The organism is Shewanella polaris (assembly GCF_006385555.1).
In the GTDB taxonomy this organism is placed as follows: domain Bacteria; phylum Pseudomonadota; class Gammaproteobacteria; order Enterobacterales; family Shewanellaceae; genus Shewanella; species Shewanella polaris.
Genome location: NZ_CP041036.1, coordinates 4,014,516 through 4,041,491, shown reverse-complemented (window position 1 = coordinate 4,041,491; position 26,976 = coordinate 4,014,516). Strand labels below are relative to the sequence as shown.

Here is a 26,976-nt window from a genome sequence, read left to right as displayed (position 1 = left end):
TTCAATATTTTGCTAGATCACAATTAAAACTGTTAAGAATGTGACGATTTCATTGTTTTCATGGTCGATATAATCGCTAACGCGAGTATATAAATTGTCAATGTGATGCAATGCATAACGACTAATGCTGGCTCTGTTATGTTATAAATGTGGGTAAATATCCTGTATCACTTAACGAAAATGTCGGCGTCATTAATAATGACGCACTGTTTAGATCATGTAAGTCGATCAAGCGTTTATAACGCAGAACATAATGTGCATGTTTGACATAATATGTCGCATTAATAAATAAAGATGTTATAGTGAATTAAAGGACATTCTCATATTATGGGGGAGTATATGGAGCTTTCAAACCCGCTCACTGTTTGGCTAGTGCTAGGACTGTTGTTGATGTTAGCGGAAATAATTATTCCGGGTGGTATTGTGATTTTATTAGGTGCAGCATGCCTTCTTGTCGCATCTGCACTGGCTGTTGGCATTATCGATGGATTGGTACAAAGCCTGACATTATGGTTTATGGCCTCAATGGTACTATTACTGAGTTTTCGTCATATAACCCAACGGTTAGTGGGCGGCGACTCCCATGTTGATAATACCGACGAAGAAACCGATTTGTATAACCAAGTCGCCATCGTTAAACAAACCATTGGTCCTGGACAACAAACGGGGCGAATTAGTTGTTTAGGTTCAGATTGGACCGCTTTGGGTGATGGATCAGTAATAAAAGAGGGCACTAAAGTGAGAATTATTTGTCGGGATAATATTGCTTTTGTTGTTGAACCCATTATTGATTCGGTATAGTGATAATCTGGTATTATTATAAAAACAATTTATTATCAATGCTTTAAAATAGTTTTATTAGAATATTAGGTAGTGATTACCGTCCAATGTTATTTAGGAAAGTCAGTTTAAAAGGGAGTAGATATGTTTGTGTTAACAATCGTTTTTTTATTTGTAATGTTTATTTTGTACAAACTCATGTTAATTGTGCCAATGCGTGAAGTGCATGTGATTGAGCGTCTGGGTAAGTTTCGTGTTGTGTTACAGCCAGGTTTTCATTTTCTGGTTCCTTTTGTTGATCGTGTTTCTTATCGACACGACACTCGTGAAGAAGTGCTTGATGTTCCGCCACAGAGTTGTATTTCAAAGGATAACACCCAATTAGAAGTTGACGGTTTAGTCTACCTTAAAGTGATGGATGGTAAATTGGCCAGTTATGGTATCGAAAATTATCGTCGTGCGGCGGTAAATCTGGCTCAAACAACAATGCGCTCTGAAATTGGTAAATTGACCTTATCACAAACATTTTCAGAACGTGACAGTTTGAATGAGTCGATAGTCCGTGAGATTGATAAAGCCTCTGATCCATGGGGAATTAAGGTGTTACGTTACGAAATTAAAAATATTACGCCATCGCGTAATGTTATTCACACCTTAGAAAAACAAATGGAAGCTGAGCGTCGTAAACGTGCGGAAATTACCTTAGCTAATGCAGAAAAAGCCGCGATGATTAATATGTCACAAGGTGAGCGTCAAGAGGCGATTAATCTATCTGAAGGCCAAAAGCAAAAACGAATTAACGAAGCAATCGGTACCGGACAACAAATTTCAATAGTTGCTAATGCCAAAGCAGAAGGCATGGCAATGATTTGTAAGGCATTGACCATCAATGGTGGTAATGATGCGATGAACATGTTGCTCAAAGAACAGTTTATTGGGCAAGTGGGCAAAATTCTATCCGAATCTCAAGTGTCTGTGGTGCCAGCTGAAATGGCTAAGCTGGAAGGTTTTTTTGAAGGAATGGAACAAGTGACTCACGCCGTAACCAATTCATCAGTAAAAGGAGCACGCTAATGTTGATTAACGGAATTGATACTGATTTTATTGTTATGGTTATTTGGGGCGCTATTTTTGCCATTTTTGTGCTCAAATTATTTCAGTCTATTCGCCTCGTTCCAACTAAGTCTGCTTATATCGTTGAACGGTTAGGCAAATATCACAATACCTTAGATGCTGGCTTTCATGCGCTGATCCCTTTTGTTGATAAAGTCGCTTATATTCATGACTTAAAAGAAGAAACTATCGATGTGCCACCGCAAGAGTGTTTTTCAAGTGATGAAGTGAATGTCGAAGTTGATGGCGTGATTTATATTTCGGTAACCGATCCAGTAAAAGCCAGTTATGGCATAACGGATTACCGTTATGCAGCCATTCAATTGGCGCAAACTACCACTCGTTCAGTGATTGGCACGTTAGACCTTGACCGTACTTTTGAAGAGCGTGATTTAATTTCGGCCAAAGTGGTTGAGGTGCTTGATGAAGCGGGTTCAATGTGGGGTATTAGGGTTCACCGCTACGAAATTAAAAACATCACCCCTCCTGAAACGGTTAAAAACGCCATGGAAATGCAGGTTAATGCCGAACGTGAACGTCGGGCATTATTAGCCAAAAGTGAAGGTGATAAACAAAGTAAAATTAACCGTTCAGAAGGTGTCATGGCGGAAACCATCAATCGTTCTGAAGGTGAAATGCAGCGTCGTATTAATGAGGCCGAAGGTAAGGCTCAGGAAATTCTAACGATAGCTAAAGCGACATCTGAATCAATAGAACGATTGGCTGTGGTTATTTCGTCAGAAGGTGGACAAAGTGCTCTGCGGATGCAACTTGGTGAACAATACATGAAGCAGTTAGATGGTTTAAGCAAACCTGATAGTCGTATTGTGTTACCTGGTAATTTAGTTAATTTTGAATATTGGATGGACAGCATTGGTTTAAAAGACGATAAGAAATAAATCGACTTTTATCCAACCTGTTTTTCTGGGTTGAGGTTAATCATTAAATAGGCCAGCATTGCTGGCCTAAATGTTACTTACTTATCCCGAGTTCAGGTTACTTAACCATTTGGGTTAAGTGTTCAATAAATGCTTTAGTCGCCGCCGATATGATGTGGTCTTTAGGATAAATGATATTAATATCTTTGAATCCGGCACTTAGTTCGGGTAATACATTGATTAATTGTTGGTTTTCAACAGCCGCGATTGCAATGACTTGAGGCAATAACGTAATCCCAGCACCGCCTAAACAAAAGTGGTACAAAGAGTTGTAATCACTGCAAATGACTTTATGATTTGCGCTGATTTCTGTATGTTGAAATATCCAGTTATCTTCTAATATACCTTCTGCAGACCGATAGCCCAAAAGTGAGTGATAATGTAAATCATCAATGGTTTCAATAACCGATGAATTTTCAAGATAAAGTGTACTAGCATACAATTTTCGTTCAAAGGTCATCAGCTTTTGGCTATGGATATTCCCTTTACTGACCTCACCGACATTGAGCATGAAATCTAAATCTAAACGTTTTAGATCTTGAATTTGCCCCGGCACAATAAACACTTCTAACTGTACTTGTGGGTAAGCATGAATAAAATTGGCAATGTGTTTATCCATCAGCTTATCAACAAAGGGTTGTAAGCCTATTCTTAACTTACCTTGTACATCGTCGTGACGATGTTTAAATACGTCTCCAGCATGTTTGAGTTGGTTAACTAACGGTGTTATTTGGCTAAGGTAACGTTGGCCAGAAGTGGTTAATTTCATTACTCGGGTCGTACGGGTAAACAGCGGTGCGCCGAGCTGTTTTTCTAAATCTGCAATGCGGCGACTTACTAGTGCTCGGCGGGTATCAAGTGATTTAGCCGCTTTGGAGAAGCTGCCTAGTTTTGCTACGGCAATAAACAGCTCTAAATCTTTGATATTCAATATGACAACCTAAGTAACTATCTTAATTTGTATAGTAATTTTCATGCGTATCTTTGTCAATTTAGGCTGATAGGGCCACTAAGACATTCAAAATATGCTGTTGTTATTCTAGCGAACCCCTCTACCTCTCAGCAAACGTATACGGTAAACCTAGCAAGGATCTCAATTAAACTTGTTTTGCTCTTTATTGTATGGAATATGGCTAAAAGTTGCATGATATATTCTTAAAATACCAGGTGTCACATATTGCACCATGATTAATAAGTGTTTATTTAGAACCATATCGGCCCACGAAAGGTAAACAGACCCTCGCTATTTGATATATAATGCAATGCAGATTTCTGGGAGGAAAAATGGACGTATCATCATTATTAGACGGCCTAAACGATAAGCAGCGTGAGGCAGTTGGCGCACCACTTTCAAATATGTTGGTGTTAGCGGGTGCCGGCAGTGGTAAAACCCGAGTATTAACCCACCGTATAGCGTGGTTAATGCAAGTTGAACAACAAAGTCCATATTCTATTTTGGCAGTCACCTTTACCAATAAAGCCGCGGCAGAAATGCGTGAACGGGTGGAAAAGGTCGTGGGTACTAACATGGGACGCATGTGGATTGGTACCTTCCACGGTTTAGCCCATCGGTTATTACGCACTCATTATCAAGATGCCAATTTACCGCAAAGCTTCCAGATTATCGATTCTGACGATCAGTTGCGTTTGTTAAAACGTATTCTAAAAAGCCTTAATTTAGATGAGAAGCAGTATCCTCCGCGTCAAGCTCAGGGTTATATCAATGGTAAGAAAGATCAAGGTCTTCGCCCTAAGCATATCGATGCAGGCGGGTTTCCGATTGAGCAAAACTTACTGAATATTTATAAAATCTACCAAGAATCTTGTGATCGTGCAGGTTTGGTCGATTTTGCTGAAATCCTATTACGTGCGCATGAGTTATGGTTGAATAAACCGCATTTATTGGCACATTATCAAGAGCGTTTTCGTCATATTTTAGTAGACGAGTTTCAAGATACTAACGCGATACAATATGCGTGGATCCGTGTGTTAGCGGGCAAAACGGCTAATGTGATGATTGTCGGTGATGACGATCAATCCATTTATGGCTGGCGTGGTGCGCAAATTGAAAACCTCCATCGTTTCTTAAAAGATTTTGACGGTGCAACAACGATTCGTTTAGAACAAAATTACCGTTCAACGGCGAATATTTTGAATGCCTCTAACGCTGTGATTTCTAATAACCCAGATCGCTTGGGCAAAGAGTTATGGACTGAAGACAAAGATGGCGAGCCCATTTCTGTTTATTGCGCCTTTAATGAGACGGACGAAGCCAAGTTCATTGTGGGTCGCATTAGCGATTGGCAGGAAAAAGGCGGTAGTTTGAGCGAGTGCGCGATTTTATATCGTTCAAATGCGCAATCGCGAGTATTAGAAGAAGCCTTTTTACACAAAGGGTTAGCTTACCGTATTTACGGTGGTCTGCGCTTCTTCGAGCGTCAAGAAATTAAAGATGCAATGGGCTATATGCGTCTTATCAATAATAAAGATGATGATGCCGCATTCGAACGTGTGGTGAATACCCCAGCTCGTGGTATTGGTGATCGCACTTTAGATATTGTGCGCTCAACAGCCAGACAGCAACAGCTAACACTTTGGCAAGCCTGTGTGCATTTAGTTGAAGAAAAAGTACTAGCTGGGCGTGCAGCTAATGCCATCAATGGCTTTATGGAACTGATTATCTCGATGCGTACTGATACTGCAGATATGTTGTTGTATCGGATGGCTGATGATGTGATTGACCGTTCAGGTTTGCGTACCATGTACGAGGCTGAAAAGGGCGAAAAAGCCCAAGCGCGAATTGAAAACTTAAATGAGTTAGTCACTGCAGCGCGCAGTTTCGAAATGCCTGAAGAACTTGAAGACATGGGCGAGCTTAATGCCTTTTTATCTCATGCAGCATTAGAAGCTGGCGAAGGTCAGGCTGATGCCTTTACCGATGCTGTGCAATTGATGACGTTACATTCGGCCAAAGGACTTGAGTTTCCAATGGTGTTTATGGCGGGTGTTGAGGAAGGATTATTCCCGAGCAAGATGGCACTAGATGAAGGCGATCGTTTAGATGAAGAGCGTCGTTTATGTTATGTCGGAATGACCCGTGCAATGCAGAAACTGTACATCAGTTATGCTGAGTCCCGTCGTATTTATGGCCGTGAAGATTATGCTAGCCCATCACGATTTATTAACGAAATTCCTGAAAAATTCGTTGAACAAATTCGCATACGTGCTCAGGTGAAGCCATCGATCAGCAAACGCTTTGCTGCTCGTCCTGCGACGGTCACTACCAAGCCGAATGGTTTTAATGATACTGGTTATAGAGTTGGCTCTAAAGTGAAGCATTTTAAGTTTGGTGAAGGCAAGGTGATTAACTTTGAAGGCTCTGGTGAAAAAGGCCGTGTGCAGGTTGATTTTGTCGATTTTGGCTGCAAATGGTTGTTGGTGTCGTTAGCAAAATTAGAGCACTGTTAATCTGTATAACTTGCTAAATCATGGAGATACGACACCAATGTCATTGCAAGATAAGTTGCGTGCATATGCACGATTAATGCGGATTGACAGACCCATTGGCACCTTACTTCTGTTATGGCCTTGTTTAATGGCATTGGTGTTAGCCGCTCATGGTATGCCTGATATCAAGGTGTTACTCATTTTCATCGTGGGAGTGATTATTATGCGGGCTAATGGCTGCATAATTAATGACTTTGCTGACCGTAAATTAGATGCTCATGTCGAGCGTACGAGTATGCGACCGTTGGTGTCGGGTGAAGTGTCTGTTAAAGAGGCACTGACTCTATTTACTCTTTTAGGGTTGGCTGCTTTTAGTTTAGTGTTATGGCTTAATCCTCTCGTGGTGCAGTTATCTGTAGTCGGGATAGTATTAACTGTGATGTACCCGTTTATGAAACGGGTGACCAACATGCCACAAATGTTTTTGGGTATTGTGTGGAGTTGGTCAATTCCGATGGCCTATGCTGCTCAACTTGGTGAAGTGCCAGTTGAAGCTTGGTGGTTATTTATGGCTAATTGGTGTTGGACGGTAGCGTACGACACCATGTATGCCATAGTCGATCGTGACGATGACTTAAAAGTTGGCATTAAATCAACCGCTATCTTATTTGGCCGCTTTGACCGACAGATTATCGGCCTATTTCAACTTGCTGCGTTAGGGTGTTTTGTGATGGCTGGGCTGCTGGCCGATCGAGGGGTTATTTATGGCTTGGGTATTATCAGCTTTATCGGGTTTGCGATGTATCAGCAACGATTAATTTTCCATCATGAACGTGCCCCATGCTTTAAAGCCTTTTTAAATAATAACTGGGCAGGGATGATACTGTTTATCGCACTCGCACTGGATTATATGATTTAACGTTTGTGGTTTATTACCATAGGGCAGGGATGCATGAAAACAACTTATTGGTTGTGCTGCGCGATAATATGTTGTTGGTTCCCCATAACCAATGTGTCAGCTAACCATGATGCTGTAATAGCTAGTTTACCAAGCAGCACTGTCGATGTGTATTCTACAGCTGCGGTTGTCAACATTCCTCGTACCCGTCAATTTATACTCAAAGATGGCGATCGTGACTATCAAGTGATGATCAAACTCCCCAAAAAATACCAGCAAAGTAGTTCACATCAATATCCAGTGATATACATGACTGATAGCATGTACAGTTTGCAAGTGGTGTCTGGTGCAACGCGATTTCTGATGAACAGCAACATAATGCAACAAGCTATTTTAGTCGCTATTGGCTATCAAAAGCCAAGTAAAGGCTCTGCGAGTCGGATTAGAGATTTCACTCCAAGTCACGATCCGAGTTGGACATTACCGACGGGTGAGGCTAAACGACATGTTAGCTTTATCAGTAATATTGTTATGCCCTTTGTTGAAACGAATTTTCGGGTAAATAAGCAATATGATACTTTTATGGGAAATTCGTTAGGCGGCTTGCTGGGTGCATATATATTGTTAGAACGACCAAGGCTATTTGATTATTATGTATTGGGTAGCCCATCTCTGTGGTTCGATAATAAGCAATTGTTGCAGCAGTTTTCTCAGCGTTTTAGTCACACACCAGCAATATCTGCCAAGGTTTTTATTGGTATTGGCGAATTAGAAAAGCCACCTCATACTAATGATAATCATCATATGGTGGCAGACGCTCAAGCTTTTTATCAAATACTTCAATCTCATCCATCTGCTAAAACCGGCGCTTTACAACTCAAGCTGCTGGTGATCCCAGAGGCCGATCATTCGATGGCTTTCCCAACTACTGCAATTCATGGTTTAACTTGGTTGTTTAAACGCAGTATTTAACTCAAATCACCTATTAGCCCTATAAAGTCGCTTAATTATAGTGCAACTCTTTGTCGTGTTGCGTGATAAAGCTATATCAATCATTTCCTGTAACAACTTTTGAGCTAATCAATTTCCATAAGACGTATTTTTGCTGATATGTTAATAACTTGTTTTATTTTTATCTGCCCCCACATCCATTTCTACAGCGCGTCAATAATTGAATAGAGATTACCCAAGGAAGAGTATTGAATGAGAGCAACAGTTAAATATCGGTTAGTCTTTTTAGTCTTAATGATATTCAGTTTTGTTATCGGTGTTCAGTGTACGCCTGAGTCGTTAACGAGCGATGCTGATAAGTGGTCGTTATACCTTATTTGTGTAGTGTATTTTTTGTTACTGCCTCTGAGCTACTGGTATTGTATTATCAAAATGGGCGCCCAGAAACTGTGGAAATTGATTATCGTTTTCAGTTTAAGCAGCCTGGTTGCTCGGTTAAGTTTCCCTGCCGAAGTCGCGCACTATTTTGAGTTTGTTGCATGGTTACGATATCCGATTATTGCAGTGTTGCTGGTTATTGAATTGTACTTGGTGGTGAGTGTTGTTCGTGGCTTGATTAAGGTGCGAAAGCTTAAGGGCGATCCTAGAGTTGGTGCGGTAGAAACGTATCGGGATGGCGATGAAAAAAGTTTAACTATCGCACTTATTCTGGCCAGTGAAGCGACCAACTGGTTTTATTCAATCCCTTGGTTTTCACGTCATCATCCGGCGGCCATCGCTAATATCAATCTCAATAGTGCAACGCGCTGGCATGTATGGCTAATGCTAATAGGTTGTATCACCGCATCTTGTAGCAGTTATTTATTATTGGTCTCATGGAGCGAGTGGTTGGCAATTATTGTCTCGAGCATTATTGCCTATACCTTGATGTCTATTGTGGCTAATCATCGGTTATCACGTTATTACTCTTTGTATTTAATCAGAGATAACTTAGTGATCAATAATTCATTGTGGGGATTTATGGTCGTGAACATTGCGGATATTGCCAGTGTTGATAATCAAGAATCAGCTGAATTAAATAAAGATGAACCAGAAACCATTATTATTGGTCGTGGGCAGAGTAATGTCACTATTACGCTAAATCGTCCGGTCATTTATCATGGTGGTATGGGCCAGTTACCGGAACCCATGAAAGTGATTCATTTGAGTGTGGATGAACCGCAGCGGTTAATTCAGGCGCTGAACAATAGCAAAATTTCGGTGGTTGAATAACTGAAAGCAGTCATAAAAAAATGCGCTAATGAAAGCGCATTTTTTTATGAGTAAACCAGTACTACTAAGTAAAAATCGAGTAGCTGATTTACTGATTAATCTCGCACTAACGTGGTTAAGTCTGCAGGGCGATAGTAAACGGATTTTAAGACTTTGCCTTGGCGTACCACTTTACCTGCCATATCAACATCTTTAGCGCACTTGGCAATAATAAACTCACCTTTAGTGCTACCGACTATTTCAACACCTTGTTTAGCGTAAAAGGCGATGGTTTCATCTAACTCTTGTTGATTTCGGCACACTTTACTCATGTTGCTTGAGTGCACCTCATCCCAGCATTGGATAAAGTCTATTTCGCGGTTTTTAGCCACGTTTAGCAATAAATCGATAAGGTAGCTGATCTCTAGACTATCACTTATCTGGGCTGCACCTAAGTGCACTAAGCGGCCCATTAACACATAAACTGAGTCAACAATGGCATCAGCTTGTTCAATACGCGAGTCGGCTTCTGCAAGCTCGGTCATTTCTTCAATAATTAATGATGTATGCAAAGTGTCTGCTTTATCGTCTAGGCTAGCACTATCGTTAACGGGCAGGTCAAAGGTGTTGCGAAACTCAAAAATGTCGCGGTATAAATGATCGTAAATGGATTGGGTTAATTGACTGAGTTTCATTGGAATACCTTAATAATAAATGTGGGTTAATTTTAAAGAAATGAGCCATGGAATACAAAGCAATCAATCGATTTACCTATAAAAAAACCGGCAAGATAGCCGGTTTTAATCGTTTTTATTGAGAGAGCTTATTTAATAAATGCGAAGGCATCACCATATAGGTGGTCCTCTTCTACTCCAAGTTCACGGAACAACTCTCGTGCAGCTCCAACCATGTCAAAACGACCAGCTATATAGATGTCGTAACCATTTAAGCTGACAAAATCCTGCTTAATTTGCTCTAGTAAATTAGCTTGTTTACCTTTCCAAGTGCTATCTGCAAGTTCAACGACAGGAATAAACTCTAACCACGAATGATCGTTATGCCATTGCTTGGCGATGTCTTGGTAGTACATTGCGTCTTCATTGCGACAACCCCAATACAGTTTAGTGTGGATGGTTTCACCATTAGCAATTTGTGCTTCAACGATACTTTTTATGTATGAGAAACCTGTGCCACCCGCAATCAAAATACGGGGTCTGTGGCTATCGCTACGCAAAAAGGCATCACCTGCGGGCGCTTCTATATCGATATGCTTTGAGGTTTGTAGACGTTCCACAACCTGCATAGGGTAGCTTTCGCTGACCGCTGCACCAATGTGTAACTCAATCAATGCTGCATTAGGAGCTGAAGCGATAGAGAAAGGACGTTTGTCTTTTTCACCCATGACCACAGATAAGTATTGGCCGGCTTTAAAATCGAAAGCTGCTTCGGGTTTAAGAAACACTTGATACACAGCGTCATTAAACGGGGTGATTTTTTCAATCTGGCAACGAATGGTTTTCATCTAACGTCCTTTAAGGCCTTTTTATTTTTATCAATGAGCTAATTATAGTGACTTGCGTCCTAATTTGATCATCGTGGTTATAATGTTGGAATATCGTCTATGCCGAGATCATCCCAAATTTGATCAATTTTTTGTTTAACTTCGGGATCCATCACAATAGGTGTTCCCCATTCGCGAGTGGTTTCGCCTGGCCATTTGTTAGTGGCATCTAAACCCATCTTAGAGCCTAAACCGGCAACAGGTGAGGCAAAATCAAGATAATCAATCGGAGTATTATCTACCATCATGGTATCGCGAATAGGATCCATGCGGGTGGTAATTGCCCAAATAACATCTTGCCAATCACGGCAATTAACATCGTCATCAACAACAACGATAAATTTGGTATACATAAATTGGCGTAAGAATGACCATGCTCCCATCATTACGCGCTTAGCATGACCGGGATATTGCTTACGAATTGAAATCACTGCCATGCGATAAGAACAACCTTCAGGCGGCAGATAAAAATCAATAATTTCTGGATACTGCTTACGTAAAATGGGAACAAATACTTCGTTTAACGCCACGCCTAACATAGCTGGCTCATCGGGTGGACGGCCTGTGTAGGTGCTATGATAAATGGCATCTTTACGGTGAGTAATATGAGTCACAGTGAAAACTGGAAATGAGTCGGTTTCGTTATAGTAACCAGTATGATCGCCGTATGGGCCTTCTACTGCTGTTTCATCAGGGTCTATATAGCCTTCAAGAATAATTTCGCTGGTAGCTGGTACTTCAAGATCGCAGCTAATTGCTTTGCAGACTTCAGTGCGCTCACCACGCAATAAGCCAGCAAAAGCGTATTCACTCATTGAATCAGGTACGGGGGTCACAGCACCTAAAATGGTCACTGGATCGCTACCTAATGCTACCACGACTGGATAACGCTCACCTGGGTGAAGCTGTTTAAAATCTTTAAAATCTAAGGCTCCACCGCGATGATCAAGCCAGCGCATAATAAGCTTATTTTTGCCTAATAATTGTTGGCGATAAATGCCTAAGTTTTGTCTTTTCTGGCGAGGTCCTTTGGTGATGGTGAGTCCCCAAGTGACTAAAGGAGCAATATCTCCAGGCCAACAATGTTGGATAGGCAATGATGTTAAGTCAACTTCATCGCCCGTTTTAACCACTTGCTGACAAGGTGGATTACGCACTGTCTTTGGTGGCATATTTAATGCCTGCTTAAACATGGGTATTTTAGCAATGGCATCTTTAAAGCCACTCGGCGGCTCAGGTTCTTTCAAGAATGCCAACAACTCACCAACCTCACGCAGCGCTAGTGGGTCGTCTTTACCCAAGGCCATTGCCACACGCTTAGGTGTGCCAAACAGGTTAACCAGTACTGGCATAGTATTATTAGTAGGATTTTCAAATAGCAGAGCAGGGCCACCCGATCGTAAAACACGATCAGCGATCTCCGTCATTTCTAAGTGAGGATCAACAGGGTGCTTAATGCGCTTTAATTCGCCATTTACTTCTAAATGATCGATGAAGCTGCGTAAATCTTTAAAACTCATGCTTACCGCCTGTAAATCAAATCCAAACCCTTATGAGGCGCACTATAGCATTTTTCTAATATAGGGTTAAGCCATTTGATAGACCTATATTGTTGATATCGACTTTGACCTTGCTTAGCGTAAACTGATGGTTGAATACCATGTTGTGGAGGTAACTTATGCGAATAAATAAACACTGTGCTTTATTGCCAATTCTAGGGCTTAGCGGGGTTGTGGGTTTAACAATGGCGAGTTTTGTCAATGCTCAGCCGCCATTATCTAATGAGTATTCACATCGTGACTCACACTCTGTTGGCTCTCAACATAATAATCATCGTCAACATAATACTCATTATCGAAATATAGATCCTTGGCGTTGGGGGTTTGGCTGGGATCAAGGTTGGGGAGTTAATCAGCGTTGGGGGCCAAGCATTGGGTTTAGTTGGAGCAATAGTAACAACTGGCGATATGGCTTGGCATGGGGAAATAATGATTATAATAGAAGTCGTTATGGTTTTTATCCTTATCAAAATCAGTTGAGTACAGAATACCGGTCACGACAAGTTGAGCGTGTTGACACTGTTGTAGTTACACCGCCACAGCGTACTACAACCAGTATTCAATATGCTTCGGGTTTACGTCATTTACCTGAAAATGCCAAAGTTATTCAACGCGACAACGGTACTGTTTATGAATGGCAAGGTGTCGAATATTATTTTGATTGGAACACTCAAACCTATAAAGTGGTTAAAGCAGATTAGCCATGATAATAGCAAAACTCAATGCTATTATTGGCTTTAGCTTGATACATTGCTGTATCTGCAGCGCTGATAAGCTCCCGGCTAGTTAGACCATTTTTAGGTAATATACTAATGCCGATACTCGCTCCAACGTGCAAGGTGTGTTGATCGATAATAATGGGGTGTTTAATTGTTGCTAATAGTTGATGTATTTTTTGTTCAATATCGATTGGCTCACTGAGCATATCAAGCCAAATAATAAACTCATCTCCACCCAATCGACCTACAATATCGGTCGATCGTAAATTTTTCACCAAACGCTTCGCTATGACAATTATCACTTCATCACCAATGCTGTGACCTAAGGTATCGTTAATATCTTTAAATTTATTAAGGTCAATGAATAATAATGCGGCTTGATTGGTTCCGCGTAAATCCCTGGCAATGGCAGAATCAATTTGTTTTATAAATGCTCGACGATTGTAAATACCTGTTAGATCGTCATGTTCGGCTAGGAAGATAAGCTTGTCTTGTTGTTCAAATAGCTTACGGGTTTGGCTATCGACTTCTTGTTTTAGTTGTTCTTTTTTAATGGTTATTTGAGCTAGTGACTGTTTCATCTTATTAAAATTTTCAGCCAGTGCCGATAATTCATCAGTGTCTTGGATATTAATTTGACTGATTAAATCTCCTGCAGCCAAAGCCTTCATCCCCTGATTCAGTGAGGTAAGTCCTTTCTTAAAGCGAATGAGTGTCATAAAAGACCAAACTGTTACCAGAGTTGCTAACAGTAGTAACACCAAGCCTATCATGGCTAATAATCGTTGTTGTGTTTGGTTTGCTTGCTTAATTGATAATTGATGAAGATGAAACATTTCTTCGGTCATTTCTTCAATAATCATACTATATTTGGCTTTAAATAATCGTTCTGCAGTGAGTGTTGATGAAATATTGACTTGCTTATTGTGGAAATTATTTTGGGTATTAATTAATGTTCTAACATTAGTATTAAGCCTATTTAGGTTTTCAATAACCAATTTTTGCTGTGCGTCCCAGTTGATTTGTTGAGAAAGATCTTTGGCCAGTTCTGCTTGGCGATTATTGAGTTCAGATAACCCTTGGTCGTCGGTATATTCCTGATAGAGCCACAGCTGACTTCGTAAGCTATCGATGCTAATTTGCAATTTCATTGAATAATTAAGTTGGTGATATATTTTTTGTTGATAATAGTGAGCTTGTATTAAGGAGAAACCAACAATGAGCGTAAGCAGTGAACAAAGTGTAGCAGTGAGTTTAAGGCGCTTTGATAACATCATAAATTACCATCCAGCCTCTAAATTCATGAATTTTTCAAGTAATTGTCTATCGAAAACCTGTCGAAAATCTAAGCTATTTTGTTCAGCAACTAATTGGTTGTCGATAGCCCACTGACTCTGGGTTTGAATGTTAGAAAAGAGTGCATTACTGAGTGATAACCGAAAAGTATAATCATCCCAAGAATAATGCAGCTGAGAAGGCTCGATAAGTAAAGTGTTACTGATGATCCCTTGAGCAAGTTTTGAGTGGCTGTGAATATAATCTGTCGCATCGTTAATGGCTTTTAGTATCGCTAATTTTTCAGTTGTTGTTAAAGATGTGTCTTTTAGTTCGAGTAAATTAAAGGATAAATGATGTAAGCCTCGGCTATTAATCACTTGTGGATTTGAGGATATTTGTTGTGTTAATAAATAACCGAAAGGTTCCCATGCCGAAATCATATCCACTTGATGATTTAATAGTGCTGGAATGAGTTGTTCTGCAGGTAAATATACTCGTTCAATAGGTTGCTGAGTTTTATTATACATAATCAATAAACTATCAAAAAAGAACTCACTGGCGCTACTTTTGACTATACCTACGCGGGCGTGGGCTAGATTATCCAGTTGATGATATTTTTGCGGGGTTAAGCTTAGTAATTTGAGATCATTATCTGATTCGACAAAACTGGCTAATACGGTAAAATTTGCTTGTTTAAAGCTATTAAACATCACAACTGTTTCTGATGCAGTAGCCAAATCGACTTGTTTATTCTTAAGAGCGTCAAAGCATTTTACCCCGCTGTCAAATCTCACTAGTTCAACATTTAAACCATTTTTTTCAAAGTAACCTTGCTGCTGAGCAATAAAAAAGGGTGATGAAAGCGGGGTGCCAGATACCGCTATTTTTATGAGATCCTTTTGAGCGGAAGTGGTAAATGATTGGCTTGCGCCAAGATCACAACTGGTAACCCCAATTAACATAAAAGCCAAGAGAAAAATGTTCAACACTTTGATCATAAAATACTTCAATAAAGATATTTAGTAATATCAATTGTAGTGAATGTATATTTTTTTGGATAAAAATTTAGAAAAAAACGCATGTTTTAATCGTATTAATTAATGAAATCAGTACTAAGGTATGACATTAGAGTGTAATTAACCTATTAAAGTGATGAACGTTAACCGAAACCAAACGTGATTTAATAGGCTCTTATTGATTTAGATGGTTTTCTGACTCTAGCGATTGTAACTGAATTAATAAGGGCAATCTCTGTCAATAATTTTTCTTCTTATGGGAGTTTTCATTGGTTTAATTAAAGTGATAATAACGTTATATGAAGTGGGGCAATGAGGTCGAAATTTTTGACTGTTTTCATAAAGATTTTGTGGCATTCATATTGTTTTTATTACTACGCAGAGTGTGTTTGTTAGTTATACCCGTACCCAGATAATACTAGCGGATCATCGTGGCCCATATTCTGATACATTGTAATGTTTTGGGGATCCTCGCTGCAGCTAGGGCATCACCTATTATCTAGAGAGTTCTCTTTCTTCTATAGAGATATTGCTAAATGACTATGGCGATGAATAATTATCATAGTGAGTTAGTTGTCTGGATTGTTATTTTTTTAAGAGTAATTTCGTTGATCTATTAACATAATTATTCATATTTATAGCAACTAATTTGGTATAAAGTCTTTATATTAGGTATTATTTTATTTAATAGCATCGCGAATGTCGATGATGCGCCTCGTTATCCAGACATGTAAATATTAACAAAGCGATTATAAAACGGATATCAGTTACATAAGCTCAAATTAAATGGATGTTATGTATTTAAAAGTAAAGGAGTTATTTTGCTATGTTGTTATCAGGCTTAACCAATACCGTTTATAAAATTCTCATTATTGATGATAATATCCAAAATATTTTTGTACTAGAAGATATTTTGTCTCCTCTTGGCAATGTTTATTTTTCCGAGTCTGGCAGTAATGCATTAGCGTTAATCGATAAAATTAAGCCGGACGTGATTTTACTCGATATTGAAATGCCTGATATGGATGGTTGGGAGGTGTGTCGTACACTTAAGGCTAATCCGTTATTTAGTGATATTCCTATTATTTTTATTACTGGTCACACTGACCCAGAATTTGAAAAGCTTGCTCTCGAAAGTGGCGGGGTTGATTTTATTACCAAGCCTTTTAATGCCTCTATTTGCTGCTTACGAGTTCATACGCAGCTAAAATTTAGACAGCAAAATCAATTAATTATTAAAGCCAAGGAAGAGCTACAACAATTAGTCAATCAAGTTCCTATGCTAGTGACTTATTGGGATGATCAAGGTCAAAACTTATTCAGTAATGATAACTCTGGTTTGTGGTTTGATAGTTTACTCGGGGATGTTAAAGGCAAACATATTTCTACTATTTTCCCCAATGAACTCAGTAATGCAATTTTAAATCATCACCGTCATATTACTTCTGATGCATTGAAATATATTGTCACCGTACCTCAAGGTATTGGTGCGAGCTTCTATGAAGTCTTTCAATCTAAAATGAAATCAAGCGCTGGAGTCGATGGGTACTTGGTTACTGTCGTTGACGTTTCTGAGGTAAAACATGCAAGACAAGCGTTGTACTCCGAGAAAGAACGTTTGCGGGTGACGCTTAATTCAATTGGTGATGCTGTTATTGCAACCGATACTAAAGGAATGATTACCTTTATGAATCCGATTGCTGAGCGTATGACTGGCTGGCGTTTGAAAGAGGCATTACATCAGAAAATTGAAAATGTGATGTTTTTGACAGATTCAAATACCCAGCAGAAATTATTAAATCCGTTATATTTAGCATTACGAGAGCATCGAATCGTCGCGATGGCACTTAATAGTCAGTTAACATCACGTGGCGGCCATGTTTTTTTTGTTGAAGATTCTGCTGCCCCGATCCGTAATGAAAATGGTGAAGTCATTGGTGCCATTATGGTGTTTCATGATGTGAGTGAAGCGATGGCAATGGCGATGAAAATGAGTCATTTAGCCAACCATGATCAGTTGACTGATTTACCTAATCGAATTTTACTTCAAGATAGACTTACCGTAGCGTGTTCGGCAGCCAAGGCCTACGACACTAAAGCGGCGGCGTTGTTAATTGATATTGACCACTTTAAATACCTTAATGATTCATTAGGCCATCAATATGGTGATGAATTGATTTGTTTGATGGCGAAACGAATACGTTCATTAATACCCACATCGTATACATTAGCCCGACTAGGCGGTGATGAATTTGTCATTTTAATGAGCGAGACTCGCTCTGTTGAAGCTTCGTCAAAATTAGCCTCTAAATTAGTTGATGCAATGCACGAACCTTTTGCTCTAGATGGTCAAAAGTATAATGTATCCGTTAGCATTGGCATTAGTGTGTTCCCCAACGATGCCACAGATGCTGAAGAGTTAATGAGACATGCCGATGTAGCTATGTATCGTGCCAAGCAGGAAGGTCGTAATCGTTTTTGCTTTTTTTCGCATGATTTAGAACATTCTATTATGGAGCGCCATCATTTAGAAACACGCTTAAGAAAAGCGTTAATCAATGATGAGCTATTTGTTCATTACCAACCTAAATTTGATTTACGGACTAACGAGATTGTGGGTGCTGAAGCACTTGTTAGACTCGTTAATGATGAGGGCGAGTTTATTTCTCCAGCAGAATTTATCCCATTATCGGAAGAGTCCGGTTTGATTATTATGTTGGGTAAGCAAGTGCTAAACAAAGCCTGCGCAGAAGCTAAACGTTGGTTGGATAAAGGACATATTATTCCTATTTCTGTAAATGTCGCCGCGGCACAGTTTGCTGACCCTGATTTAGCCTGTGTGATCAAAGAAGCATTATTGAATAACGACTTTCCTGCTCATTTACTTGAACTCGAAATTACTGAAACAGCATTAATGATTGATGCTGCTGATATGCAAAACAAATTGAGCGAATTAACCTCATTAGGTATTAAGATTGCGATTGACGATTTTGGTACTGGCTATTCCAGTTTGGCCTATTTAAAGAAATTTAATGTTGATGTAATGAAGATTGATATGTCTTTTGTAAAAGATATGCTCAATAATAAACACGATTATGAAATAGTTAAAACTATAATTTCATTGGGTAAATCGATGGGATTAGTATTAATTGCTGAGGGTGTTGAAACGGAAGCGCAACGCCACGCATTAATCGAACTGGAATGTTTTATGGGCCAAGGTTATTTATTTAGTCGTCCTTTAAATACTAGTGATTTTGAAACATTTGTCATACAAAAAAAATTACAAGGCTAAGGGCTGTCGAGCAACAATAGTTTATTGAATTATATTTTTACCAATTCATCTTGATAAAAAAGCCCCATTGCATCCTTTGCGTTGGGGCTTTTTGTTTATATTATTTATTGTTATTTTGAGTTTTTCAGCCAAAGGCTTTAATAAAAATGACGTTATTAGATAATAGATTTGGGGATCCAATAACGCCTTAACTTTGATGTTAGCGGCCTTCCTAATTGCTAACGGTGGAGCAATAAAGCAGCAAGGATGCAAGATATTTTGCGCTTATTATTAGAATGTTTGTTGCTGTGTGTTATCAATTTGCTGGGGAACGAGTCGATAACACGGTCAAACATCCTTGCCAAAACGGTTTTGATATTTAGCTCTGTAAATGGTGACAGTAGCGCCGTCAATGGCAAAAACTATAATACCTTAATAAAAATGACGGTATTGGATAATAGATCCTGGGGATCCAATAACGCCTTAACTGTAATGTTAGCGGCCTTCTTAACGGCTAACGGTGGAGCAATAAAGTGGCAAGGATGAAGATATTTTGCGCTTATTATTAGTATGTTTTGTTGTTTGCTGGTATTTATCTCATCACTGGGGAATGAATTAATAAAACGATCAAACATCCTTGCCAAAACGGTTTTGATACTTAGCTCTGCTAAGGGCGACAATCGCGCCGTCATTGTGAAGCTAAAATACCTTAATAAAAATGACGGTATTGGATAATAGATCCTGGGGATCCAATAACGCCTTAACTGTAATGTTAGCTGTCTTCCTTACGGCTAACGGTGGAGCAATAAAGTGGCAAGGATGAAGATATTTTGCGCTTATTATTAGTATGTTTTGTTGTTTGCTGGTGTTTATCTCATCACTGGGGAATGAATTAATAAAACGATCAAACATCCTTGCCAAAACGGTTTTGATATTTAGCTCTGCTAAGGGCGACAATCGCGCCGTCATTGTGAAGCTAAAATACCTTAATAAAAATGACGGTATTGGATAATAGAGCCTGGGGATCCAATAACGCCTTAACTGTAATGTTAGCTGTCTTCCTTACGGCTAACGGTGGAGCAATAAAGTGGCAAGGATGAAGATATTTTGCGCTTATTATTAGTATGTTTTGTTGTTTGCTGGTGTTTATCTCATCACTGGGGAATGAATTAATAAAACGATCAAACATCCTTGCCAAAACGGTTTTGATATTTAGCTCTGTTAAGGACGACAATAGCGCCGTCATTGCGAAGTTAAAATACCTTAATAAAAATGACGGTATTGGATAATAGATCCTGGGGATCCAATAACGCCTTAACTGTAATGTTAGCGGTCTTCTTAACAGCTAACGGTGGAGCAATAAAGCGGCAAGGATGCAAGATATTTTGCGCTTATTATTAGAATGTTTGTTGCTGTGTATTATCAACTTGCTGGGGGACGAGTTGTTAACACGGTCAAACATCCTTGCCAAAACGGTTTGATTCCCTAACTTGCCATTGTGTGTAACTGTTGGCTGAGTTGGGTGATTTTTTGTTGTAAATGCTCTATTTCTGACACGATAGCGCTTTTACTTTCAGTTTTGTGAGCATCATTATGTCTTACCCATTTGTAAACGGTTTTAGCTGATACACCGTATTGCTTTGCTACGTCAGACAACAGTCTATTATGATTTTTGACTTCATTAATCACTTGTTTTTGTAAGTCTATTGGATACTGTTTCGCATTTGATATATTCATTAGAAACACTCCCTATTGGTTATTGATGCTTACCTGAACGAGTTTCTACTTCATCCCATTGACTACAACCAAGATGTGCTAAGAAAAAAATATTTTGACGACACTGTTTAATGACATTTTTCGCCATGAAATGTATCGACTTAATGTTACTATTTAAGTTTATCTTATTCATCGCCATCTCCTACAACTACTCTGATTGCTCAAAAATTAAACTACTACTTAGTGGGTATATATTCTTATATGGAAAGCTTGTGCCAACTTTATGAATTAATTTTACTTGTTGTTTATCAGTGCTTTATAAAATCCTATGAATTCATGATTTTATTTTGTTTATCTTGTTTGGTGCAATTGCACTAATTTGGTGAAAAATATTATTTTAAGCATTACGATGTCAACACAATTATTGGCTTGGAGTATGGATGAGAAATATGGCAAAAATAGGTCATGTTAATGACAATATGGGGACAAGGGTTATTAGGTTAATAGGGTACCAATTATTAACGGTTCAAAAACAAGATTTACACTGGTTTATGCATGACATTAAGTGTTTAAGCTCAACTCAGCCTAATAAAAATGAGTTCAATAGCTGTTTACTTTGCTAACAGTTCAGGGGCTGTTGTTCTTTCAAGGTTGTTTTTGCGAGAATTGTTGGACTATGACTGAAACTGTGAATGACAAGGCAGAGGCTTTGTTGTGTGGTTATTCTACATAAAAAGTCGATAACACTGTCGAAATAGTCAGAAAATACTGCCCGATAGCCTCAACTAAAAGTGTTTTACTCTTTGTTGAGCGAGTATTTGTTAAGCGAGTGGTGCTTAGATTACTAGGGTGCAATGCACTAGCCTCGACTAAAACACTTTTATCTCGAACAAAATATAACCGGCTAAGATCAACAGATCCTAGTATCGGCTGACAATAGTCTCGTTATTAATGCGGCTTTTAATCGCTGAAGTAGCATTGTTAGCAAAATAAATGACAATCTTTACCCTGCTTACTTTCAAGGTTTTGTATTTATTTATCCTATCTCTTACCTCTAATTGAGCTTGATTCAGACTTCAATAGCAGCGATTGAAGTCTGAAATACCGCGACAGAGCATTTCATATATTGGACTATAAGCTCTAGTGTATTAAAAACAGTGTGGCTAGACCTAAAAATGCAAATAAGCCAACTACATCTGTTACCGTGGTGAGTACCATGCCACCCGCCAGTGCAGGATCGATGTTTAACTTTTTCAACATTATTGGGATCGTGGCACCAGCAAAGCCGGCTACCGTCATATTAATCAGCATTGCACTGCCGATTAACCCGCCTAACACTATGTCATCTTTCCACAACCATACCGCAATAAATACCAATATAGACCACATTAAGCCGTTTAATAATCCAATACTTAATTCTTTACCTATCAACCAACGGGAGTTACTTTGACCAATATGTCCCAGTGCAATACCACGGATCACCAGTGCTAAGGTTTGATTACCGGCAACCCCACCCATACTTGGTACTATGGTCATTAAAATCGCAATGGTGGCAAATTGCTCTAAGGTACCTTCAAACATGTTGCTAACTGATGAGGCAAGCAGTGCAGCGAATAAGTTAATCATTAACCATAGAGAGCGTCTCAGGGTACTTTTAAGCACTGGGCCAAAGGTATCTTCATCATCATCCATCCCCGCCATGCCCATCATTGAATGTTCGGCATCTTCACGGATTACATCAATAATGTCATCGATAGTGATCCGTCCAAGCAATTTTGCTTGTTTGTCGACCACAGGAGCAGATATCCAATCGAGTCGTTCAAATTTCTGCGCTACGTCTTTATCAGACATTTCAACGGGAATGCTTTCTAGTTCGGTATCCATAATACTGCGGACAGTTACACTGGGGTTACATGTTAATAAATCGACCAACCTTACTCCGCCTAATACATGATCTTGGCGGTCGACCACATATAAAGTATCGGTAGAGTCGGGGAGATTTCCTCGTTGACGTAAATAGCGTAATACCACTTCGATATTGACATCTGGTCGTAACGTGACGGTATCGGTATTCATGATACTGCCAGCGGTATCTTCAGGGTAACGCAGTGCTTGTTCAACTCGATCTCGGTCTTGGCTTTTCATCGACTTGAGTACTTTTTTGTAAACCGTGTCAGGTAAGCTACGAAGAATATAGGCGAGATCGTCGGTGTCCATGCCGATTGTGGCTTGAGCAAGCTTTTCTGGAGTCATGTTGCTAATAAGTGAATCTTTTAGCTCTTCACCTAATTCGTCAAGAATTTCGCCTGTATGTTGCTGGTCAATTAATTGCCATAGCACTTGTCTATTTTTTGGCGGAGATGATTCAAGAATAAGGGCGACATCATTAGGCGACATGGTATGTAACATGTTGCGAGCGTGGACAAACATACCGCTGTCGAGTGCTTGGGCAAGTTGATTGAGGCGTTGTTCGGTAATTTCATTGTCTAGGTACTCTTTACCCATATATCTACTTCCTATTCATCACACAGCAATCATTTATTTCTCAGATTTTTCTGGCTCAAGTTTATTAGTTACAAAGTTGAAACCTATGCAACGAAAAATGGAATGCCTGAAGGTTTCTGTTGGGCGGGTTTCTATATCGCCGTATTATTTAATTAAACAATAGAGGTGTGCTTTCCGGATATCAAGCAACACCGGAGGTTACTAAAACGGGTATATTTTCGTCATCTTAAGCGCTAAACATTCACAGAGTAAAACAATACTTAATGTGATGGTATTGACTACCTGAGGTAAACATAAAGGCTATTCTTGTGAGGTGAATATGTAAATAATATTGTTGTGGCTACTGCGTTAGTATGAGGCTGAGGAGTTCAGGGCGCAACATCTAATATAGGCATATGGTTTGTGAGCATTAGAGAATAGAAGCTAGTGTTACTGACATATTTAGCGCTAATCTTACATTTTGCGACTCTCTATTGCCGAGCTGCTAAGCGTACAAATTTAGCAACATTCATCAAATTTGGCATTAATGAGATCGCACACTGCGCTTAGGGCCGCTTCTGCATCTGGTCCTTCAGCTGTCACTGTGATCATTTTTCCAATTCCACTTTCGAGCATTAACAACCCTAGGACACTTGCTGCACTGGCACTTTTTTCATCTTGAATTAAGGTTATATTGGCATCAAAATCAGCGACTAGAATGGCTAACTTTGTCGCTGCGCGGGCGTGTAAACCTAATTTGTTTGAAATACTAACTTGGCGTTCAAGTTTGATCATTGATTCGATCCTATGTTCACTTAGCTGTTACTGCCATTTAAATCTAATTCTCTGTGGCGAACATTCACTGTATGTTTACTGCCTTGTCTAAATCGTTTTGCCAATTGATCGACAATATACACTGAGCGATGTTGACCACCAGTACAGCCAATGGCGATAGTAAGGTAGCTGCGATTGTTACGTTCTAGGTGAGGCATCCAAGTTTCGAATAGGTTTTCAATTTGCCAGATAAACTTATTAACTAATGGCTGGCGCCCTAAAAACTCTTGTACAGGTTCGTCTAAACCAGTAAATGGACGCAGCTCTATTTCCCAGTGTGGGTTGGGCAAAAAGCGTACATCAAACATAAAGTCCGCTTCTGTCGGCATTCCGTGTTTAAAGCCAAAAGATTCAAAGTTAATCACTAACTCTTTATCAACACTGCCTAGTAATATTTGCCTAACCTGGTCACTTAATTCGTAAATATTCAGTGCTGATGTATCAATATAATGGTCAACAATTTTTGCGATCGGTTCAAGTAAGCGTCCTTCTAGTTTGATCGCTTCTTGCAGTGAAATATGATTTTTAGATAGCGGATGTAATCGACGAGTTTCACTATAGCGTTTGAGTAGAACTTTATCATTGGAGTTTAAAAAGAAGCTGATAATTTCAGTGTCGTGCTCAAGCAGGGCTAATTGATTTTGAAGCACTTTACTTTGTTCATCAATGTTGCGTACATCAACACTGATTGCCACTAAATCATTACTACCTTTGAGCTGGGCTAATAATGTGCCAATAAGAGCTAAAGGCAAATTATCAACACAATAATATCCTAGGTCTTCCAATACTCTTAAGGCTACTGATTTTCCTGAGCCTGAACGTCCTGATACTATGACAAGTTTCATGCAGTGATAACCTGATAAAGTTCTGTTGAGTCGTGAGTTTTACGAAGCTGTTTCAATATTTGCTTGTCACTTAGTTTTTGGGCCATGTTCGATAACGTGCTTAAGTGTTCTTGGCACTGATCTGCCGGCACTAATAAAGCAAATAACAGATCAACTGGTTGGTTATCGATTGCATCAAAGGCAATGGGTTCTTCACACTTAATAAATATGGCAATGGGCTGATCGATAGACGTCAATCGACCATGAGGTATCGCGATGCCATTTCCTATACCTGTGCTACCCACTTTCTCTCTCGCTAAAAGGCTTTCAAAAACCTCTTGCGAAGATAGGGGTGGGTACTGGGCAGCGACTAAGTTGCTGATGAGTTCCAGTACTTTTTTCTTACTGCCCGGGGTGGCACAGGTAGTGCACTCCGGTCGCAGAATGGTACAAAGTTCCATCGTTAGTGTTGTGTATACTTCTGTTGGTGTTTAATTACCTGACGGTTGAGCTTATCGATCAGGGCGTCTATTGCAGTATACATATCAGTACATTCTGACATGGCAAACATCACTATGCCATCTGTGATTTTACTGGCTTTTGATCTTTGTTGTAACTTTTATACATTGAGCGCAACGTTTGCATTATGGCTCTGATCGGAGTGTCGTTCAAGCTTTGAAAATTTATCATGAATATATTCCGTTGCCTTGTAGGTTATAAACTCTTACGTTGGTTAGACGGTGGAATCATCATTGCTTCACGATATTTTGCAATGGTACGACGAGCAACGTTTATGCCCTGTTCAGCCAGAAGTTGGGCCATTTTACTGTCACTCAGCGGTTTTTGCTGGTTTTCTGCAGCAACTAATTTTTTGATAAAAGCACGAATTGCAGTAGATGAACATTCACCGCCATCGTCAGTGCTGACATGGCTAGAGAAGAAGTATTTTAGTTCAAACAGTCCTCGTGGGGTGTGCATGTATTTTTGGGTAGTCACCCGTGAAATGGTTGATTCATGCATTTCTACAGCTTCAGCGATATCATTTAATACCATTGGTTTCATGGCTTCTTCGCCATATTCAAAGAAACCTTGTTGAAATTGTACAATGCAATTGGCCACTTTGAGTAATGTGTCGTTACGGCTTTCAATACTTTTAATAAACCATTTAGCTTCTTGCAAGTGGCCTCGAATAAATTGACTATCCGACGGATTTTTACTGCTTCGCGCCATGGCGGCGTATTGTTGATTAACGCCAATTTTTGGCATGTTGTCAGGATTTAACTCTACAACCCATCGGCCATTTTTCTTTAGTACCGTAACATCGGGTATGACGTATTCGTCATCTACGGCAGTAATTAATAAACCTGGACGAGGATTAAGTGACTGGATTAGGGTGATAGCGTCACGCAACTCGTTTTCTTTTAGCTTTGTTTTACGCATTAACAATCTAAAATCACGCCCGGCAATTAAATCTAAATAGTCTTTAATCAGCAGACGAGCATTATCAATATGGGGGGTTGTGTTGGCATATTGCGCTAATTGGATGAATAAGCACTCGCTTAAATCTCTAGCCGCTACACCAACAGGATCAAAGTGTTGAATGCGCTTTAATACGGCTTCAACTTCATCTAGTTCAACGGTTTCATCGCCCATTGCTTCGAGAATATCTTCGGTACTTTGGGTTAAATAACCTTGTTCATCAATAGCATCAATGATAGCGGTGGCAATTGCTAAATCGGTCTCAGAAAAGGGAGTAAGATTTTTTTGCCATTCTAAATGCTCATACAGACCTTCAGTGGTTTCACCTTGGAATGGCATGTCATCGTCGCGCATGCTCGCACTGCCTGAACCTGACATTGGGGAGGCGGTATACACTTCGTCCCATGTCGTATCCATGGCTAGATCATCCATGGTTTCTTTGGTTATAGACTCTGCAGTGTCAACTGTAGAGGTGTCTTTTTCTTTATTAACGCTGCTGTTGTCACTAAAGTCGGTATCAGCTTGGTCTCGATTTTCTTTTGCGGAGTTTTTTGCTTCTGAAAACTCATCTTCTATTTCAAGCAATGGGTTTGAATCCAATGCTTGTTGGATTTCTTGCTGTAGCTCCAATGACGATAATTGCAGTAAGCGAATAGCCTGCTGCAATTGTGGGGTCATGGTTAAGTGTTGACCCATTTTGAGTTGGAGTGACGCTTTCATTTACCGCTTATCCCTAGATGATTTCCATAAAAATGACAATCTAAAATACTGTATTGATTGTTACATACATCAATGACATTTAACGTTATTTAGTTAACGTTCAACAAAACGAGTTAGATAGTTTAAAAGACCCGTAA

The 26,976-nt window shown here is 39.5% G+C and carries 22 protein-coding genes and 1 pseudogene; 9 read left to right on the top strand and 14 right to left on the bottom strand.

The features are described 5' to 3' along the window. Window positions 1-339 precede the first annotated feature (339 nt). From FH971_RS17630 to FH971_RS17620, 3 genes are all read left to right on the top strand, one after another. Complete coding sequence (locus FH971_RS17630; protein WP_137225204.1) at window positions 340-801, top strand: NfeD family protein; 462 nt, start codon at window positions 340-342, stop codon at window positions 799-801. 123 nt (window positions 802-924) lie between these two features. Then, window positions 925-1,854, top strand: a complete 930-nt coding sequence (locus tag FH971_RS17625; protein ID WP_137225206.1) for an SPFH domain-containing protein — start codon at window positions 925-927, stop codon at window positions 1,852-1,854. Further along, the gene (locus FH971_RS17620) at window positions 1,854-2,792 is read left to right on the top strand and encodes an SPFH domain-containing protein (protein WP_137225208.1); all 939 of its coding nucleotides are present in this window, start codon (window positions 1,854-1,856) and stop codon (window positions 2,790-2,792) included. Before FH971_RS17625 ends, FH971_RS17620 begins: the two co-directional genes overlap by 1 nt. Window positions 2,793-2,889: 97 nt before the next feature. Here FH971_RS17620 and FH971_RS17615 read toward each other — a convergent pair whose 3' ends face one another. Then, the gene (locus FH971_RS17615) at window positions 2,890-3,762 is read right to left on the bottom strand and encodes a LysR family transcriptional regulator (protein ID WP_140235163.1); all 873 of its coding nucleotides are present in this window, start codon (window positions 3,760-3,762) and stop codon (window positions 2,890-2,892) included. Between the two features lie 353 nt (window positions 3,763-4,115). Here FH971_RS17615 and uvrD point away from each other — a divergent pair, with 353 nt between their 5' ends. From uvrD to FH971_RS17595, 4 genes are all read left to right on the top strand, one after another. Then, on the top strand, window positions 4,116-6,299 hold the full coding sequence (gene uvrD, locus FH971_RS17610) for a DNA helicase II (RefSeq protein WP_137225212.1): 2,184 nt from the start codon (window positions 4,116-4,118) through the stop codon (window positions 6,297-6,299). Window positions 6,300-6,336: 37 nt separating this feature from the next. Beyond that, window positions 6,337-7,197: a 4-hydroxybenzoate octaprenyltransferase gene (gene ubiA / locus FH971_RS17605; protein ID WP_140235162.1), complete on the top strand. Its 861-nt coding sequence runs from the start codon at window positions 6,337-6,339 to the stop codon at window positions 7,195-7,197. A gap of 33 nt (window positions 7,198-7,230) precedes the next feature. After that, entirely contained in the window at window positions 7,231-8,148 is a 918-nt protein-coding gene (locus FH971_RS17600; protein ID WP_140235161.1) for an alpha/beta hydrolase, read from the top strand. Between the two features lie 231 nt (window positions 8,149-8,379). Further along, entirely contained in the window at window positions 8,380-9,399 is a 1,020-nt protein-coding gene (locus tag FH971_RS17595; RefSeq protein WP_140235160.1) for a hypothetical protein, read from the top strand. A gap of 95 nt (window positions 9,400-9,494) precedes the next feature. On the opposite strand, the gene FH971_RS17590 is transcribed toward FH971_RS17595, so the two are convergent. The 3 genes from FH971_RS17590 to ubiD all read right to left on the bottom strand — a co-directional run bounded on the left by FH971_RS17590 (window position 9,495) and on the right by ubiD (window position 12,459). Further along, a complete protein-coding gene (locus tag FH971_RS17590; RefSeq protein WP_137225220.1) occupies window positions 9,495-10,073 on the bottom strand; it encodes a nucleoside triphosphate pyrophosphohydrolase family protein in 579 nt (192 codons plus the stop codon). A 128-nt stretch (window positions 10,074-10,201) separates the two neighbouring features. Then, window positions 10,202-10,900, bottom strand: a complete 699-nt coding sequence (gene fre, locus FH971_RS17585; RefSeq protein WP_140235159.1) for an NAD(P)H-flavin reductase — start codon at window positions 10,898-10,900, stop codon at window positions 10,202-10,204. Window positions 10,901-10,977: 77 nt separating this feature from the next. Next, window positions 10,978-12,459 carry a 4-hydroxy-3-polyprenylbenzoate decarboxylase gene (gene ubiD, locus FH971_RS17580; protein WP_140235158.1) on the bottom strand — a complete coding sequence of 494 codons (1,482 nt, stop codon included), beginning with the start codon at window positions 12,457-12,459 and terminating at the stop codon, window positions 10,978-10,980. Between the two features lie 158 nt (window positions 12,460-12,617). Here ubiD and FH971_RS17575 point away from each other — a divergent pair, with 158 nt between their 5' ends. Next, window positions 12,618-13,199 (top strand): hypothetical protein, encoded by a 582-nt coding sequence (locus FH971_RS17575; protein ID WP_140235157.1) that lies wholly within the window; start codon window positions 12,618-12,620, stop codon window positions 13,197-13,199. Here FH971_RS17575 and FH971_RS17570 read toward each other — a convergent pair. Both FH971_RS17570 and FH971_RS17565 read right to left on the bottom strand, forming a co-directional pair. Then, window positions 13,196-14,494 carry a diguanylate cyclase domain-containing protein gene (locus FH971_RS17570; RefSeq protein WP_140235156.1) on the bottom strand — a complete coding sequence of 433 codons (1,299 nt, stop codon included), beginning with the start codon at window positions 14,492-14,494 and terminating at the stop codon, window positions 13,196-13,198. The genes FH971_RS17575 and FH971_RS17570 overlap by 4 nt on opposite strands. Window positions 14,495-14,497: 3 nt before the next feature. Beyond that, window positions 14,498-15,493 carry an ABC transporter substrate-binding protein gene (locus FH971_RS17565; protein WP_137225230.1) on the bottom strand — a complete coding sequence of 332 codons (996 nt, stop codon included), beginning with the start codon at window positions 15,491-15,493 and terminating at the stop codon, window positions 14,498-14,500. Window positions 15,494-16,337: 844 nt separating this feature from the next. Here FH971_RS17565 and FH971_RS17560 point away from each other — a divergent pair. Beyond that, window positions 16,338-18,803 carry an EAL domain-containing protein gene (locus FH971_RS17560; protein WP_140235155.1) on the top strand — a complete coding sequence of 822 codons (2,466 nt, stop codon included), beginning with the start codon at window positions 16,338-16,340 and terminating at the stop codon, window positions 18,801-18,803. A 1,464-nt stretch (window positions 18,804-20,267) separates the two neighbouring features. Here FH971_RS17560 and FH971_RS17555 read toward each other — a convergent pair. The 8 genes and pseudogenes from FH971_RS17555 to FH971_RS17520 all read right to left on the bottom strand — a co-directional run bounded on the left by FH971_RS17555 (window position 20,268) and on the right by FH971_RS17520 (window position 26,839). Beyond that, the gene (locus FH971_RS17555; protein WP_137225234.1) at window positions 20,268-20,519 is read right to left on the bottom strand and encodes a transposase; all 252 of its coding nucleotides are present in this window, start codon (window positions 20,517-20,519) and stop codon (window positions 20,268-20,270) included. A gap of 19 nt (window positions 20,520-20,538) precedes the next feature. Further along, entirely contained in the window at window positions 20,539-20,691 is a 153-nt protein-coding gene (locus FH971_RS20425) for a hypothetical protein (RefSeq protein WP_167496051.1), read from the bottom strand. Between the two features lie 947 nt (window positions 20,692-21,638). Then, entirely contained in the window at window positions 21,639-23,003 is a 1,365-nt protein-coding gene (gene mgtE / locus FH971_RS17545; protein ID WP_137225236.1) for a magnesium transporter, read from the bottom strand. Window positions 23,004-23,501: 498 nt separating this feature from the next. After that, window positions 23,502-23,777, bottom strand: coding sequence for an HPr family phosphocarrier protein (locus FH971_RS17540; protein ID WP_137225238.1), 276 nt, complete (start codon window positions 23,775-23,777; stop codon window positions 23,502-23,504). 20 nt (window positions 23,778-23,797) lie between these two features. Beyond that, window positions 23,798-24,661 (bottom strand): RNase adapter RapZ, encoded by an 864-nt coding sequence (gene rapZ, locus FH971_RS17535; protein WP_137225241.1) that lies wholly within the window; start codon window positions 24,659-24,661, stop codon window positions 23,798-23,800. After that, window positions 24,658-25,101, bottom strand: coding sequence for a PTS IIA-like nitrogen regulatory protein PtsN (gene ptsN / locus FH971_RS17530; RefSeq protein ID WP_137225243.1), 444 nt, complete (start codon window positions 25,099-25,101; stop codon window positions 24,658-24,660). The genes rapZ and ptsN overlap by 4 nt, the downstream gene beginning before the upstream one ends. Window positions 25,102-25,103: 2 nt before the next feature. After that, window positions 25,104-25,358: pseudogene (gene hpf / locus FH971_RS17525) on the bottom strand (ribosome hibernation-promoting factor, HPF/YfiA family). Continuing rightward, on the bottom strand, window positions 25,355-26,839 hold the full coding sequence (locus FH971_RS17520; protein ID WP_140235154.1) for an RNA polymerase factor sigma-54: 1,485 nt from the start codon (window positions 26,837-26,839) through the stop codon (window positions 25,355-25,357). The pseudogene hpf and the gene FH971_RS17520 overlap by 4 nt, the downstream one beginning before the upstream one ends. Window positions 26,840-26,976 lie beyond the last annotated feature (137 nt).

What these genes read in the sequence shown, in the direction of transcription:
- FH971_RS17630 (WP_137225204.1), top strand. Translation starts at nt 340, where the DNA reads ATGGAGCTTTCAAACCCGCTCACTGTTTGGCTAGTGCTAGGACTGTTG.
- FH971_RS17625 (WP_137225206.1), top strand. Translation starts at nt 925, where the DNA reads ATGTTTGTGTTAACAATCGTTTTTTTATTTGTAATGTTTATTTTGTAC.
- FH971_RS17620 (WP_137225208.1), top strand. Translation starts at nt 1,854, where the DNA reads ATGTTGATTAACGGAATTGATACTGATTTTATTGTTATGGTTATTTGG.
- uvrD (WP_137225212.1), top strand. Translation starts at nt 4,116, where the DNA reads ATGGACGTATCATCATTATTAGACGGCCTAAACGATAAGCAGCGTGAG.
- ubiA (WP_140235162.1), top strand. Translation starts at nt 6,337, where the DNA reads ATGTCATTGCAAGATAAGTTGCGTGCATATGCACGATTAATGCGGATT.
- FH971_RS17600 (WP_140235161.1), top strand. Translation starts at nt 7,231, where the DNA reads ATGAAAACAACTTATTGGTTGTGCTGCGCGATAATATGTTGTTGGTTC.
- FH971_RS17595 (WP_140235160.1), top strand. Translation starts at nt 8,380, where the DNA reads ATGAGAGCAACAGTTAAATATCGGTTAGTCTTTTTAGTCTTAATGATA.
- FH971_RS17590 (WP_137225220.1), bottom strand. Translation starts at nt 10,073, where the DNA reads ATGAAACTCAGTCAATTAACCCAATCCATTTACGATCATTTATACCGC.
- fre (WP_140235159.1), bottom strand. Translation starts at nt 10,900, where the DNA reads ATGAAAACCATTCGTTGCCAGATTGAAAAAATCACCCCGTTTAATGAC.
- ubiD (WP_140235158.1), bottom strand. Translation starts at nt 12,459, where the DNA reads ATGAGTTTTAAAGATTTACGCAGCTTCATCGATCATTTAGAAGTAAAT.
- FH971_RS17575 (WP_140235157.1), top strand. Translation starts at nt 12,618, where the DNA reads ATGCGAATAAATAAACACTGTGCTTTATTGCCAATTCTAGGGCTTAGC.
- FH971_RS17570 (WP_140235156.1), bottom strand. Translation starts at nt 14,494, where the DNA reads ATGATGTTATCAAAGCGCCTTAAACTCACTGCTACACTTTGTTCACTG.
- FH971_RS17565 (WP_137225230.1), bottom strand. Translation starts at nt 15,493, where the DNA reads ATGATCAAAGTGTTGAACATTTTTCTCTTGGCTTTTATGTTAATTGGG.
- FH971_RS17560 (WP_140235155.1), top strand. Translation starts at nt 16,338, where the DNA reads ATGTTGTTATCAGGCTTAACCAATACCGTTTATAAAATTCTCATTATT.
- FH971_RS17555 (WP_137225234.1), bottom strand. Translation starts at nt 20,519, where the DNA reads ATGAATATATCAAATGCGAAACAGTATCCAATAGACTTACAAAAACAA.
- FH971_RS20425 (WP_167496051.1), bottom strand. Translation starts at nt 20,691, where the DNA reads ATGAATAAGATAAACTTAAATAGTAACATTAAGTCGATACATTTCATG.
- mgtE (WP_137225236.1), bottom strand. Translation starts at nt 23,003, where the DNA reads ATGGGTAAAGAGTACCTAGACAATGAAATTACCGAACAACGCCTCAAT.
- FH971_RS17540 (WP_137225238.1), bottom strand. Translation starts at nt 23,777, where the DNA reads ATGATCAAACTTGAACGCCAAGTTAGTATTTCAAACAAATTAGGTTTA.
- rapZ (WP_137225241.1), bottom strand. Translation starts at nt 24,661, where the DNA reads ATGAAACTTGTCATAGTATCAGGACGTTCAGGCTCAGGAAAATCAGTA.
- ptsN (WP_137225243.1), bottom strand. Translation starts at nt 25,101, where the DNA reads ATGGAACTTTGTACCATTCTGCGACCGGAGTGCACTACCTGTGCCACC.
- FH971_RS17520 (WP_140235154.1), bottom strand. Translation starts at nt 26,839, where the DNA reads ATGAAAGCGTCACTCCAACTCAAAATGGGTCAACACTTAACCATGACC.